This is a genomic window from Micromonospora sp. NPDC085948, assembly GCF_040686315.1.
Lineage (GTDB): Bacteria > Actinomycetota > Actinomycetes > Mycobacteriales > Micromonosporaceae > Micromonospora.
This window is the reverse complement of record NZ_JBFBJW010000007.1, coordinates 187,998-201,153: the sequence shown is the minus strand read 5'-3', so window position 1 is coordinate 201,153 and position 13,156 is coordinate 187,998. Positions and strand designations below refer to the sequence as shown.

Genomic DNA, 13,156 nt, shown 5'->3' with positions numbered 1-13,156 from the left:
GCCGATCCGGGCCGGCCCGGCTAACCTGCAACGCATGAGCGCGGTGGACCGCCGAAAGGTGCCGCCAATCGCCGTCGACGTGCTGCTGGTCGTCCTCGCGGCGACGGCCGGCGTGGCCCGTGAGGTCGCCTTCCCGAGCGCCGGTTCGAGGCATCTCCCGGCCCCGGTCTGGGTCTACGCGGCGGCGCAGGTCGGCGCGGCGGCCACCCTGCTGCTGCGCCGACGCCGGCCGTACTCGATGGCCCTGGTCATCGCCGGCGTCAGCCTGCTGGTGCCAGCGTCGGCGGTCTTCCTCGCGCCGTACGCGCTGATCGTCTACGGACGCGACCGTCGGCGGTCCTGGGCGGTGATCGCGGCGCTCGGGGTGTGCTGGCTGCTCGGCGCGCGGCTCTGGACGGTTGACGACCCGTTCAGCGGGCCCGGACTGCTGGCCATCTCGGCCCTGCTCGGCCTCTACGTGAGTGCCCGCCGCCGGCTCGTCGCGGAGCTGCTCGACCGCGCCGAACGAGCCGAGCGGGAGCGGCTGCTCCTTGCCGAGCAGGCCCGTAGCGACGAGCGGCTCCGGATCGCCGGCGAGATGCACGACGTGGTGACCCACCGGATCAACCTGATGGTGCTGCACGCCGGGGCGCTGGGCACCAGCGCGACGGATCCCGCTGTGCGCAGCGCCGCCGAAGAGCTGCGGACGGCGGGCTGCCAGGCGCTGGCCGAGCTGCGCGACCTGGTCGGTGTGCTGAGGCATGGCGACCCACCGACAACCCGCGTCGCAGCGGAGGACCGGGCTGCGGAGGGCGGCCTGAACGATCTCGTGACCGACTCGCGCGCGGTCGGTCTGCCGGTCCGTCTCGACGAGGAGGGTGACCCGTCGGCACTGGCACCGGCCGTGCGGCGCACCCTCTTCCGGGTGGTACAGGAATCCCTGACGAACGTCCACAAGCACGCGCCGGGCTCGCAGGTGACCGTGTCGATTCGCTATCAGCCGGATCTGGTCCGCGCGACCATTACCAACGACCGGCCCGATCGTGCCCCCGACCCGGACCTCGCCGCCGCCGGCGGGGGCTCCGGCCTGGCCGGCCTGCGGAGTCGGGTCGACGTGCTGGGCGGCACCCTGGCCGCGGCGGCGACCCCGGAGGGCGGCTTCGCGGTGCGGACCACCCTGCCCGGGCACGTGCCGACCACCGCCACGCGATGATCCGGATCCTGCTCGTCGACGACGAACGGATGGTCTGCGCGTACCTGCGGACGATTCTCGAAGCAGCCCCGGACGTCGAGGTCGTCGGCGAGGCGTACGACGGCGCAGAGGCCGTGGAGGCGGTGACCCGGTACCGGCCGGACCTGGTCCTGATGGACCTGCGGATGCCGGGCGTCGACGGGCTCACCGCCATCGAGCACCTCACCCGGGCCTCGGCGCCGCCGAGGATCATCGCGCTGACCACGTTCGACCTCGACGAGTACGTGCTTCGGGCGATGCGGGCGGGTGCCGTCGGTTTCCTGCTCAAGTCGACGGCGCCGGAGGATCTCGTCAACTTGGTACGGGTCGCCGCAGCCGGGCACACGGTGCTGTCCCCGTCCGCGACCCAGCGGCTGGTGACGAGCCGGCACGACGGAGAACGGGTCCGCGAACTGGTCGCCACGCTCACCGCCCGGGAGGTCGAGGTCCTCGGCTGTCTCGGCGCCGGCCGCTCCAATCAGCAGATCGCCCGACGACTGCACCTCTCCGAGGCGACGGTCAAGGGGTACGTCTCCCGACTGTTGGAGAAGCTCGGCTGCGACAACCGCACCCAGGCCGGCCTGCTGGCGCATCGGGCCGGCATCCCGGCGAACTGAGAGCACCCGGCTCAGTCGCGCAGCCGGCCCGGCCAGGACGGCGATCGGCCCTGACCTGCGACGGGGCGAGACCGCAGGTCAGGGCCGTTGCGGTTGGTGCGCCGTCAGGCCGGCACGTGACCGGCCGTCCAGCACGCCGAGTGGCTGTGGCAGGCGACGTATGCCGCGAGCGCATCGTGCAGCGCCGCCAGTCGCGTTGCCGAGAGCCCGGCGGCGATGTTGTTGAGCTGGTGGGGGTCGACGGTGCGGTTGTAGTACTCCCGTTCGCCGTTTGAGTACTCGACGTAGGTGTAGGTCGCTGTCCGTAGGGCGTCGTAGGTGACGGGGCTGCCGTTGCGTCGGTCCTGGGCGTCGGGGTCGTCGGCTGCCTGGTTGGGGCCGTGGTGCTCGATCAGCGCCCCGGTTCGCCAGTTCGGTGCCGGGTCGCCCTGCGCGAGGGGGAGCAGGTTGCGTCCGTCGACGTGTGTGCCGACGTCGGCGGCGCCGATGCGTTGGAAGGTTGGTGCCAGGTCGATGTTCTGCACGATCTCGGCGCGCTGCGATCCGGGGACGACGCCCGGCCCGGCGACGACGAGCGGAACCCGCACGTCGGTGTCGAAAGCCGTTTGCTTGCCACCGGTCAGCCGGTACTCGCCCATGTGGAAGCCGTTGTCGGAGCTGAACACCACGTAGGTGTTATTGGCAATGCCACTGGTGGTGAGTTGGGCGCGCAGGTTGCCGATCAGTCGATCGACCGCCTGTACGGACTGGGCGCGCTTGCGGAAGTTCGTGTCCAGGGTGCTCTTCTCCTGTGCGGTCAGCGGCCCGTTGCCGGCCAGCCAGGACGGCGGGTTGGTGGGCAGCCGGTCGTACGCTGCGGTGCGCGGGGCCGTGAGGCCGGGGAAGTCCTCGAGGTCTTGGTTGGCCGGGGTGAACGGGCTGTGCGGGGCGAAGGTGGAGACCTCCAGCAGGAAGGGCGTGTTCGCCGCAGCCGAGCGTTGGATGAAGTCTTTGCCCTTGCGGGACAGCACGTTGGTCAGATAGTCGGCCGGTTGGTTGCCGTAGTGGACGATGGTGTGGTTCTCGTTGAGGTCGTAGTTGTACTCGGAGTATCCGTTGCCCGCGACGTACCACTCCGACCAGCCGGGTGGGACGTACGGCAGCGAACCACCCTGCGTGTCCCCCGGCAGGTAGCCGTTGAGGTACTTGCCGAGGAAGCCGGTCCGGTAGCCCTTGCCCTGCAATGCTGTCGCGAAGGTGTGGTTCTCGTTGCCCCGGCCCTTGAAGACCGCGAACCCGCCGTCGGTCCCACCATTGGTGAACACGCCGGTGTCGTGTGGGAACTGGCCGGTGAGGATCGACGAGCGGGACGGGCAGCACAGCGAGTCGGTCACCGTGTAGTTGGTGAAGGTGACCCCCTCACTCTGTAGTCGCTGCACCTGCGGCAGGTATTGCACGAGGTTCCACGCGAGGTCGTCGACGAGAACGAAGATGATGTTGGGTGCGGTGGCCGTGGGCGCCAGAGCGGGCTCCGCGCCGCGTGCCGGTGTCCACGCGGTGAGCAGAGCCAGCCCGGCTACGAGGGTGGCGGCGAGGAGGCGTCGGTAAGTGATAGCCATGCTGCCAAGCCTGGCCAAGATTTGTCAGCATCTATTCAACAAGTGGTGATGATCCGATCAACACCCCGGTAGCCTCACCGCCCGGTCCGCCGCCACCGTGGCCATCGGGGCGAGTGGGCTCCGGCCGACGCCGATGAGTGCCGCCCGAGGTGGCAGGCAGCCGACGGATCAGTGCCGCCAGTCGCCTGAGGCGAGGGGTAGGCTGCCCGGCTCGCGGCCCGACGAGCGGCAGTCCGGTAGACGACGGATGCTCGCCTGATGACTGGACCGGATCTCGACCCCGAACAGTATCCGCCCATCGACCCGGGTGAACCGGTGCCTGACGACGCGGGCGTGCTTCTGCCTGGCGCGCCGGACGAGCTCCCCGAAGCTCCGACCGAACCGATGCCAGACGACGGTGGCAACGCCGGCGGCGTGCGCGAGCCGGCATAGATCCGTTCGCGATCGAGCGTGACACCAGCAGTACCGCCGATGCCGGCGCTGACGGCGCTCAAGACGTCGGCGTGCCCTGAACAGCCTTGAACTGCGCCCAACGGCATCGAACGTTCCTCAACTGCACCCACCCCTGCCTGCGGCTCCACGTTTACCCAGGTCAGGTCGGGTGCGGCGTCCTGTTTCGGCGCGGAGTGCTCTGCGGTTCTGCGCAGCGGTCGACAACGCTCCATGTTACCTGGCAGGGGAGTGTGCGCAGGTCAAGGCGGTAAGGAGCCACTGGTTGGCCTGGCCTTGCAGATGGGAGCAGATTGGGTGCAAAGTGGTCAGGTGGTGTTGTTCCCACGATGGCTGGCGCCGGCCGGCGTCTCGAGTTGCCTAACGCCGCGCCTGCAGGTGCTGTAGATCCAAGTAGAGCGTTGCGAGTCAGCGGGCCGAAATCCGCCGCAGGACCGTCATTTAAGACTCCGATCTGCCTGCTCGGCGCTGTGGCCGCTACCGATCAGCCATGGGCGGGCTGTCCGTTGTCCTGTCGGCGGCAGGACTGCCGTGCGTGCCTTGACAGGAAGGCGGAGCAGCAGGACAGTCGACATATTCATAGACATGCAACTATCTACGGCGAGGTGTGCCCATGCGGAAGTCGCTGACTGCTGTGGCCGCCATCGCTGTTGCCATGGTCGCGATGATGGCGGCGATCTCACACGCCAGTGCGGCGAACGCGGCGGCCGGGTGTCGGGTGAACTACGTCGTCACCAGCCAGTGGACCGGTGGCTTCCACGCCGACATCGCGGTCACCAACTTGGGTGACCTAGTCAACGGGTGGACGCTGCGGTTCGCGTTCCCTGCAGTCGATCAGCGGCTCACGCAAACCTGGAGCGCCACCTGGGCCCAGGCGGGCCAGCAGGTCAGCGCGACCAATCTGGGCTGGAACGCGACCCTGGGCACGAATGGCTCCGTGAACATCGGTTTCGTTGGCGCCTGGTCGGGCAGCAACCCCATACCGGCGTCGTTCACGCTCAACGGCGTCACGTGCACCGGCGGCGTCCTGCCCAGCGTGACGCCGACCCGGACGGCCACACCGCCGGTCGCTGACTGGCCGGCGATCGTCACCTGGCTCAGCCCGACCGCCGGCGCGGTGTACACCACGCCGGGGACCGTCCCGCTGGCGGCGACCGCGACCGTGGGAGGCGGACACAGCATCACCTCGGTGTCGTTCCGGGTGGACGGCGTCACGGTGGCCCGGGGGGTGAGGACGACCGGTGACCGGTTCGAGGCGCTGTGGACGCCACCGACCGGGGAGCCCGGCACCAGCACCACCTTCGTGCTGTACGTCTCGGCCGGCACCGACCAGTCGCTGTCTGGCGCTGCGCCGCCGTTGCTGGTCACGGTGGTGACGCCGGCGTCCACCGGCGCCAACCACCCGCCGGCGGTGGCGTTGAGCACCCCCGGCGGGCAGACCTACTTCCTCGAGCCGACGACCGTCACGCTGGTCGCCGACGTCGCCGACACCGATCCCGGGGACCTCGTCGGCCGGGTGGAGTTCTACCTGGGCGCAACCCGGCTGGCCGTGACGCCGACCAACAGCGGACAGCGGTACCAGTTCCAGACGGCCCTGTCGGCCGGCACGTCATCCACCTTCACCGTGCGGGTCCACGATTCCCACGGCGGCGTCGGCATCTCGAACCCGCTGACCTTCACTATCCGTTAGCGCCTCGGCCCTCCGTTAAGGGCTGACCAAGTTCCTTCCACTGGCCGTCGATACGTTTGCGAGTCGGCACGGCGCTCTGGGTCAATTCGACCAGGCCATCAGGGTTGGCGGTGACCGTTCGGCAGGTCAGGAGGACGCCAGAGGCTGTCGTGCGTCTGTCGTCCGATTCGCGCGCTTGACGCCTCTCCGAGGATGGGCGCATGAGTCCGTATGACGAGGACCCAGTCACGATCGCTTTGCGTGTGGGGGTCGTGGTCCTCAGCCTGGGCTCGCTTGTAATCGGGGTGCGTGTGACCGTGTCCCGAAGGATTCCCGCCGCCTGGGTCCGGCTTGCGCGGCTGAAGGTGGGAGAGCCGTCCCAGCCCGTGCAGGTGGGAACCGCCCAAGCCGTGATCGGCGCGGGCCTGTTGATCGCACAGGCACCGTTTTTCATCTCCATGCCCCTTCCGCTTGGACGCGCCCTGTTCGCGGTGTCACTGCTGTTGCTGCTGACGGCGGCAGGAGCCTTCTCGCTGCTCCGTCGCTAGCTGCGCATGGTGATGTCAGAGTTCGTCGGCGGACAGTGCGTAGCCCGTGCCGATCGACTCGATCGCTCCGTCGATCCACTGCATCGCCGGGCAGTTGGACATCTCCCGGGGCGGTGATCGACGGCACGTATGTTCGGGCGCTCAAGGGCGGCCCAAAACAGGTCCGAGCCCGGTCGACCGCCGCAAGCCAGGCTCGAAACACCACGCCATCACCGACGGGGTGGCATCCCACTCGTCGTGTCCCTGATGGCGGCAACCGTCACGGCGTCACCCAACTACTGCCCTGGTCGACAAGATCCCGCCGATCAAGGGCATCCGCGGCCGATCCAGACAGCGACCGAAACGCATCTCCGCCGACCCCGGTTAACGGTGACTGCGGCGGACGGGTTCGGCCTGAGCTGGCGCCAGGTGATGACCCGGCCGCGGTGGTGGCGGGTCATCGGCCGAGCGCGATAGTCGCTCACCTCAAGCTCTCGCCCGGTATGCGACCCGGGCGGTGGCGTGCCGCGCGCAGGGACCTGAGCGAGAATGGGCCAGTTCGAATTCTGCACACCCCTGGAAGGACCCTCCCTTGGCCGGTGGACTCGTAGCCCTGCTGGATGACGTGGCGGTGCTGGCCCGGGCCGCTGCAGCGTCGATCGATGACATCGGGGCGGCCGCCGCGAAGGCCGGCGCCAAGGCTGCGGGCGTCGTCGTCGACGATGCTGCCGTCACGCCGCAGTACGTGCGGAGCCTGGCGGCCGAGCGCGAGTTGCCGATTATCAAGCGCATCGCCGTGGGGTCGCTGCGCAACAAGTTCTTCATCATCCTGCCGGCGGTGCTGCTGCTCAGTCAGTTCGTGCCGTGGCTGCTCACTCCGATCCTCATGCTCGGCGGTGCCTACCTCTGTTATGAAGGCGCGGAGAAGGTGTGGGCCAAGATCGCCCATCACGGCGCCTCCGGCGCGGGCGAGGAAACGGTGCAGGACGAGACGACACTGGTGTCCGGGGCGGTACGAACCGACCTGATCCTCTCGGCGGAGATCATGGTCATCAGCCTTAACGAGGTGATCGATGAGGCGTTCTGGTCCCGCCTGGCGATCCTGGCTGTCGTCGCCGTCGTCATAACCGTCCTGGTGTACGGCGTGGTGGCCCTGATCGTAAAGATGGACGACGCCGGGCTGCGCCTGTCGCAACGTTCCGGCGCCGTCGCCACGTTCGGCCGCGGTCTGGTGAGGGCGATGCCGGTGGTCCTCACCGTGCTGACGGTAGTCGGCACCGCGGCGATGCTGTGGGTGGGCGGGCACATCCTGCTGCTAGGCACGAACGAGCTGAACCTGCACTTCCTGTACGAGGCCGTGCACCACGTGGAGGTCGCCGCCCACGACGCCACGGGTGTTCTCGGCGGGCTCGTCGGCTGGCTCGTCAACACGGTGGCCAGCGCGATCCTCGGGCTGATCGTCGGGGCGCTGGTCGTGCTGGTCATGACTCTCACGCTCCACCGCCGCACATCCAAGGCTGCGGCTGCGACTGCGGCGGCCACGACTCGTGCTGACGGCACCATCCCCGCGCCGCCGAGCCGTGCAGCTCGGCGTCTCGACGCTCCTACGGACCGAGCGCCGCGCGGTTGACCGCAAAATCACCGCAACTCGACCACGGGGGTCAGGCGTTCTGGGGCGCGAGCCGGTCGTTACGGGTAGCGGTTGTCTCGGCAGGCGTAGGGGTAGCTTCCGGGATGGCGGGCGCCGGTCGGCGTCTCGGGTCGCTTAACGCGTTGCCTGTAGGTCTGCTGCAGATCGATGTGAAGCGTTGGGGCGAGCTTGCTGGGATTCCCCCGCAGTTCCTGTCTTTCGAGACGCCGATCCCACGGGCAACGCCCTGACCACGTCTTTCAGGCTGGTGACCTCTTCGGCGGATCCGAAGGCATCTGCGTTGGCGCTGTCTCAGAGGCGGTAGGGCGGTGTCCGCTCACGTCGAGGAGCGGATGCGTTCGCGGATCGGTACGACTGCGCCTATTCGGGTCCGGCGTTGCCGGGATAGTCCCCAAGACTGATCGATGACAGACAACCAGTCCCGTCTTCATCACCAGCACTCCAGTACACGTGTTTCCGCGAGTGCCAGTAGTAGTTGTGGTATCCCAAGAGGTCACCGTAGACCCGCGATTCCTCGGTCCGGTCCCCTGTCCCGAACGCGAGGAGTAACTGCTCGTAGGACCGCAGATAGCCGAAGTGGGCCAGATGACCGCAGCCGGCACCGTAGAGCGCGAACCCGACGACCAGCGAGCCTACGATCTTGTAGCTGAGCTTGTCTGCGAAATGCACCATGCCGCCATCCCCGATGGCGCTGTCGATCACTTCCTCGAGGGTCAGCCTTCGGTCATCCGCCGCGAAGTACTCCGGAGCGCTGTCGGTGCCGCTGATTGAGCGGTGGACGATCGAGGAGCTTGCCTCTGTGATCTGGCGTCGCTGGACACTGTCAGCGGCATCCGCTCCGAAGGGCACACCAGCAAGGCTCAATGTCTCCGGGTCCAGGTCGGATCGGACGAGCACACCGAGGTCGTCCAAGATCTCGATCACCGGACAACCCTAGACGCATCCCTCGGGGGATGCCCCTGTGGGTTTCGTCAAGGAATCGAGTCGGCGTGGGGGCCGTGGTGAGGGCAGGATGGCGTGGTGCCTGATCTGCTGTGGGATGACGTCAGGTGGTTCTTCGATCCCGGGGTGATGGGGGCGTTGCCGGACGTCTGCGTGCCTGGCGCCTCGGTGGAGGACTGGCAATCGGTCCTAGATCTCGTCGTCGCTCAGGGTTGGGCGTTCCAGTACTCCGAAGGCGCGGTGGTGCTGCCGTTGCCTGCGGCGGCGGCCGTGTTGTCCCGCCCGGCTGGCGCTGAGTGCCCGGAGCTGCGGGTCTGGCCGTCGGTGGATGTCCTGGCGATTTTCCGGTTCTATGCGGCGAATGAGATCGACTTCGATGTCGATCTGCGGGAGCTTCAGGGGCAGGAGCGGCTCGATGTGTTTTGCAGTTTCGTGACGGCGATCGGAAGGTGCCTGGGCAAAGCCGTGCTGATGGATTCGGAGGGCGGCGACGGGAGCCATCCGGTGCTCGGCTTCGACGTTGAGGCGGACGGTGTCGTTGTGTTGGCGGAGCCGCCGGTCAGGTGACCATCGCTGTTCGCGGTTCGTAGAAGGTTCTGCCTTAGCGCGCACGACGACCTGCCCGTCGTAACGGCCCGGCTCCACCAGGATCAGCGCGCCATGGGGTGCAGCCGCTACCGCCGGCCCGATCCCGCGGTACGTGTTCGGCCGGGTCAGCGATACGACAAGCGTCGGTACCCCCATCGACCTGCCTCCCCCGCGCGATCAGCCACCGCCAGATAGGGCGATAGACGCGCCGGAAGCATAGATCTCGTACGCCACCGACCGGCTGTGCTGGGCGACGCTCCCACGCCTCTCGCCGGGCGGGCGCGCAGCCGGCTGATAAGGCGCGGCGGCCGTGGGCGTGCTCCCCGGTCGACCGATGCGGCCGTGGGAGCCAGCGCAGGTGCCATCCAAGGCACTGGGCTGACAGCTCGCGATTGGTGGGCGGCCGGGTGCGAGCCCGGGTGGGGGAGCAGACTGGGAGCAGATTGGGTGCAGGTTGGCGAAGAGGTCTCCGCGTCCGAAGTGCTCACCGACGTCGGACAGAGACGATGGTTCTGACCTGCGGTAATACGGTCAAGCGGTGCGGTGTGACCCGGGAGCACGGCCAGTTCGACGATTGACCGGGGCGGGTAGGGCGGCAGATGGATCGGCGGGAAGAGGGTTTGTGGTGGACATCCAGGAGCTGAACCGCCGGGCGGTGCGGCAGAGCGTGAAGATCGTCTCCAGTGCACGGGAGGAACAGTGGGACCTGCCCACCCCTTGCACGCAGTGGAGCCTGCGGCAGTTGCTGGCCCACATGACCGCCCAGAACAACGGCTTCGCGGCGGCGGCCGACGGCGAGACCGAGGACGATTCGGTCTGGCGGGAGCAGCCGGCGGCCGACCCGGGCGGTGACTACCTCCGGTCGGCGGAACGGGTGATCGGCGCGTTCGACGGACCGGACGTCATGCGCCGAGAGTTCTGGCTGCCGGAGATCCGGCGGGTCGGCGGCTTCCCGGCCCGGATGGCGATCAGCTTCCACTTCCTCGACTACGTGGTGCACGGGTGGGATGTGGGTGCCGCGCTCGGTGCGCCGCCGAAGTTCGACGACGACATCGTCGAGGCGGCGTTGGAGGTCACCCGACGGGCGGTACCCGTCGGTGCGTCCCGCAGCCTGCCGGGTTCGTCGTTCGCGCCGCCGCTGCCGGCAGAGGGCTCGGACCAGGACCGTCTGCTGCGGCTGCTCGGTCGGTCCCCGGCCTGGCCGGCCTGACCGTGGGCGCGTCCACCCGGGACGTGCTCGGGCGGCTCAGACACCCGATCGTCGCGGCGCCGATGGCCGGTGGCGCCTCGACCCCCGCGTTGGTCGGTGAGGTTTCGGCGGCCGGCGGCCTGGGTTTTCTGACCGCCGGTTACCGGTTGCCGGCCGACCTGCGGGCCGACCTGGTGCAGGTGTGGGCGCGGACCGGGGCGCTGTGCGGCGTCAGTGTTCGTGCCCGCGACGTCGGCCGCCGATCCGGTGGCGCTGGACCGCTCCCGCCGGGCACTCGCGGGGGAGGCACAGCGGTACGGCGTCACGCTCGGTGACCCGCCGGTCGGCGACACCGACGGCTGGTAGGAGAAGCTGGCTCTGCTGGTCGAGGAACGAGTGCCGCTGGTGAGCTTCACCTACGGCTGCCCGTCCCCGTCGGTGGTGGACCGGTTCCACGAGGTCGGCACCGCTGTGGTGGGGACGGCGCCCAGTGCCGACGAGGCCAGGGCCTGCTCTCGGGGCGGTGTCGATGTGTTGGTTGTCCAGGGACCCGAGGCTGGCGGGCACCGCGCCTCGTTCACGCCCGAGCCGTCGCAGGGGAACGGCGTCGGCCTGTTACCCCTGCTCGCCGAGGTCCGCGACGCGGTGGACCTCGACCTGATCGCGGCAGGCGGCATCATGGACGGTGGTGCGGTCGCCGCCGTACTGGCGGCCGGGGCGGGCGCCGCGCAACTGGGCACGGCGTTCCTGCGTACCCCGGAGAGTGGCACCCATCCCCGGCACCAGGCCGCCCTGGTGGACCCCCGGTTCAGCGGCACGTCGGTGACCCTCACGTTCTCCGGGCGACCCGCGCGTGGCCTGACCAACGCTCCATCCGGGAGTACGGGAACACCGCCCCGTCGGCCTACCCACAGGTGCACCATCTGACCGTGCCGAGCCGAAGGGCCGCCGCCGCGGCGGTCGGGTTCCACCTCTACCTGATGGCCCGGCCTCCCGGGCTGCCGGAGAAGCTGATCAGTGGCTGTGGCGGGCGTGGGCTCCCGGAGTGCGGCACACCACGGTCTCCTGCGGCCACTTCATGGCCGAGGAAGCCCCGGCCGAGGTCGTCAAGGCACTGCGTGAGCTGCCGACGAGGTTGGCCGGTAGCCGTACCCGATCGTCACGATGACCGCGCCCGGTGGGTACAGACCCACCGGGCGCGTTACCTGGGAGAACGACCGGCGGTGCGGTCAGACGGTGGATTCCGACACGAAGTCCGCGATGGCCGTCAGCGTCCTAGGGTCGGTGAGGATCTTGCTGTGTCCGAAGCCCTGAGTGGTGATCATCCGGGACTGGTCGGGGAAGGCCGCGGCGATCTTCTTGGCCTGCGACATCTCGATCCGGAGGTCGTCCTCGTCGTGGATCACCAGCACGGGACCGGTCACCCGGTCCGCCTGGTACGGGACGGAGAAACGGCGGTAGATGTCCTGCTCCTGCGGGAACAGGCCCTCGAACCGGCGGCTGAGATCCTTCCTTAGGCGCTCGGACAAACCGAGTTCCTCGCTGAACCGGTGGACCAGGTAGTCGAAGTCGCACACGGCGTTCACCGTCACCACGCGGTCGACCTTGACCCCTTTGCGCATGGCTTGGAAGAGCGCCAACGACCCGAACGAGTGGGCGACGGCCGCCTGGAAGGGGCCGTGCCGCTCGTACAGTTTCTCGACGATGTCCGCGTACTCCAGCAGCGTGGTGCGGTTTCCCTCGGAGTCGCCGTTACCGGGTGCGTCGAAGGTGACCGCGCTGTATCCACGGGCGAGCAACTCCGCCACCAGGGGTGCGTACCGCGAGCCGCGAGACTCCCAACCGTGGACCACCAGGATGGGCTTGGCGCCGTCCCCCCACTGGTAGGTGACGACCCGCCGACCGTTGTACTCGATGCTGTCCACTTGGGCCTGGGCGTGGACCTCGGCCTCGTTGGGGCGCACCCGCGACGGGGTCCGGAGCTTGCAGAACAGTGCGAACGTCCACTTCCCGGCGAGACCCGGTACGACCACCGAGGCGACCCGCAGCCCAGCCTTCACCGTGGAAAGGGCGATGCTCATAGGAATCTCAATTCAGTTGACGTCGCGGTCCACATGCACCCAGAACTGGTCCCGGAGAATCCGACGCCGGATCTTGCCACTGGGGTTACGGGGGACTTTGTCGATGTTATCGTACGGGGAAGGGATCTTGAATTCGGAGATCACCGCCGCCTGCGCGACCGCGGATGGACTGCCCAACGCGGAGATCGCCCGCCGGGTGGGAGTGACCCGTCAGACCGTGGTCGCGTGGCGGGCCCGGTACACGCGGGGGGATCGCCGCCCTGGCGGACCTGCCGCGTCCGGGACGCCCGCCGGTCGTCGACGAGGCCGGTGTGGTGACCGCGACCTGAACCCACCACCGGCCGAGTCGGGGATCACGCACTGGTCGGCCAGAGCCCTGCGGACCAGTTGACCAGGCAGGGCACACCGGTCAGCTTCGCCGAGGTCGCCCGGATCTGGCGGGACTGGGGTTTGCATCCCCACCGGTGCGAGACGTTCGCGGGCGAGCACGAGGATGTGGAGGGACCGCGACTTTCGGCCGTCCCCGTCCCGCCAGGGTGGATCTTGACCAGGTTCAGGTGTGCCATGGCGGTTCGGACGAGCAGCGGGGTCTCGGGTTCGCCGTCGGCCAGCCAGTCGATCAGCTCGGAGATCA

General features: G+C 68.7%; 14 protein-coding genes and 2 pseudogenes. 13 read left to right on the top strand and 3 right to left on the bottom strand.

Annotation, left to right across the window (positions count from 1 at the left end):
- Positions 1-34 precede the first annotated feature (34 nt).
- The gene (locus tag AB0O48_RS20475; protein WP_365067538.1) at positions 35-1,192 is read left to right on the top strand and encodes a histidine kinase; all 1,158 of its coding nucleotides are present in this window, start codon (positions 35-37) and stop codon (positions 1,190-1,192) included.
- The gene (locus AB0O48_RS20470; protein ID WP_365067534.1) at positions 1,189-1,827 is read left to right on the top strand and encodes a response regulator transcription factor; all 639 of its coding nucleotides are present in this window, start codon (positions 1,189-1,191) and stop codon (positions 1,825-1,827) included. The genes AB0O48_RS20475 and AB0O48_RS20470 overlap by 4 nt, the downstream gene beginning before the upstream one ends.
- 104 nt (positions 1,828-1,931) lie before the next feature.
- On the opposite strand, the gene AB0O48_RS20465 is transcribed toward AB0O48_RS20470, so the two are convergent.
- On the bottom strand, positions 1,932-3,425 hold the full coding sequence (locus tag AB0O48_RS20465) for a sulfatase (RefSeq protein WP_365067531.1): 1,494 nt from the start codon (positions 3,423-3,425) through the stop codon (positions 1,932-1,934).
- Between the two features lie 258 nt (positions 3,426-3,683).
- Here AB0O48_RS20465 and AB0O48_RS20460 point away from each other — a divergent pair, with 258 nt between their 5' ends.
- From AB0O48_RS20460 to AB0O48_RS20440, 5 genes and pseudogenes are all read left to right on the top strand, one after another.
- Positions 3,684-3,857, top strand: coding sequence for a hypothetical protein (locus AB0O48_RS20460; protein WP_357256158.1), 174 nt, complete (start codon positions 3,684-3,686; stop codon positions 3,855-3,857).
- A 631-nt stretch (positions 3,858-4,488) separates the two neighbouring features.
- Positions 4,489-5,565, top strand: a complete 1,077-nt coding sequence (locus tag AB0O48_RS20455) for a cellulose binding domain-containing protein (protein WP_365067528.1) — start codon at positions 4,489-4,491, stop codon at positions 5,563-5,565.
- Between the two features lie 200 nt (positions 5,566-5,765).
- Complete coding sequence (locus AB0O48_RS20450; RefSeq protein ID WP_357571320.1) at positions 5,766-6,092, top strand: hypothetical protein; 327 nt, start codon at positions 5,766-5,768, stop codon at positions 6,090-6,092.
- A 154-nt stretch (positions 6,093-6,246) separates the two neighbouring features.
- A pseudogene (locus AB0O48_RS20445) lies at positions 6,247-6,447 on the top strand (IS5/IS1182 family transposase); the annotation flags it as partial.
- 216 nt (positions 6,448-6,663) lie between these two features.
- Positions 6,664-7,701 carry a DUF808 domain-containing protein gene (locus AB0O48_RS20440; RefSeq protein WP_365067524.1) on the top strand — a complete coding sequence of 346 codons (1,038 nt, stop codon included), beginning with the start codon at positions 6,664-6,666 and terminating at the stop codon, positions 7,699-7,701.
- Positions 7,702-8,082: 381 nt separating this feature from the next.
- Here the strand turns inward: AB0O48_RS20440 and AB0O48_RS20435 are convergent, their stop codons facing one another.
- Complete coding sequence (locus AB0O48_RS20435; RefSeq protein WP_357571318.1) at positions 8,083-8,646, bottom strand: hypothetical protein; 564 nt, start codon at positions 8,644-8,646, stop codon at positions 8,083-8,085.
- Between the two features lie 96 nt (positions 8,647-8,742).
- On the opposite strand from AB0O48_RS20435, the gene AB0O48_RS20430 reads away from it, so the two are divergent.
- The 5 genes and pseudogenes from AB0O48_RS20430 (at position 8,743) to AB0O48_RS20410 (ending at position 11,368) form a co-directional block, all read left to right on the top strand.
- Entirely contained in the window at positions 8,743-9,231 is a 489-nt protein-coding gene (locus AB0O48_RS20430) for a hypothetical protein (RefSeq protein ID WP_357252554.1), read from the top strand.
- Positions 9,232-9,874: 643 nt separating this feature from the next.
- Positions 9,875-10,462, top strand: a complete 588-nt coding sequence (locus AB0O48_RS20425; protein ID WP_357571317.1) for a TIGR03086 family metal-binding protein — start codon at positions 9,875-9,877, stop codon at positions 10,460-10,462.
- Between the two features lie 2 nt (positions 10,463-10,464).
- Positions 10,465-10,650: pseudogene (locus tag AB0O48_RS20420) on the top strand (nitronate monooxygenase); the annotation flags it as partial.
- 31 nt (positions 10,651-10,681) lie between these two features.
- On the top strand, positions 10,682-10,807 hold the full coding sequence (locus tag AB0O48_RS20415) for a hypothetical protein (protein WP_357571341.1): 126 nt from the start codon (positions 10,682-10,684) through the stop codon (positions 10,805-10,807).
- 6 nt (positions 10,808-10,813) lie between these two features.
- Positions 10,814-11,368 carry a nitronate monooxygenase gene (locus AB0O48_RS20410; RefSeq protein WP_365067684.1) on the top strand — a complete coding sequence of 185 codons (555 nt, stop codon included), beginning with the start codon at positions 10,814-10,816 and terminating at the stop codon, positions 11,366-11,368.
- 302 nt (positions 11,369-11,670) lie between these two features.
- Here the strand turns inward: AB0O48_RS20410 and AB0O48_RS20405 are convergent, their stop codons facing one another.
- Positions 11,671-12,522, bottom strand: a complete 852-nt coding sequence (locus AB0O48_RS20405; protein WP_365067519.1) for an alpha/beta hydrolase — start codon at positions 12,520-12,522, stop codon at positions 11,671-11,673.
- Between AB0O48_RS20405 and AB0O48_RS20400 the strand changes: the two genes are divergently transcribed.
- Complete coding sequence (locus AB0O48_RS20400) at positions 12,515-12,913, top strand: helix-turn-helix domain-containing protein (protein ID WP_357252514.1); 399 nt, start codon at positions 12,515-12,517, stop codon at positions 12,911-12,913. The two genes, AB0O48_RS20405 and AB0O48_RS20400, sit on opposite strands and share 8 nt — an antisense overlap.
- Positions 12,914-13,156 lie beyond the last annotated feature (243 nt).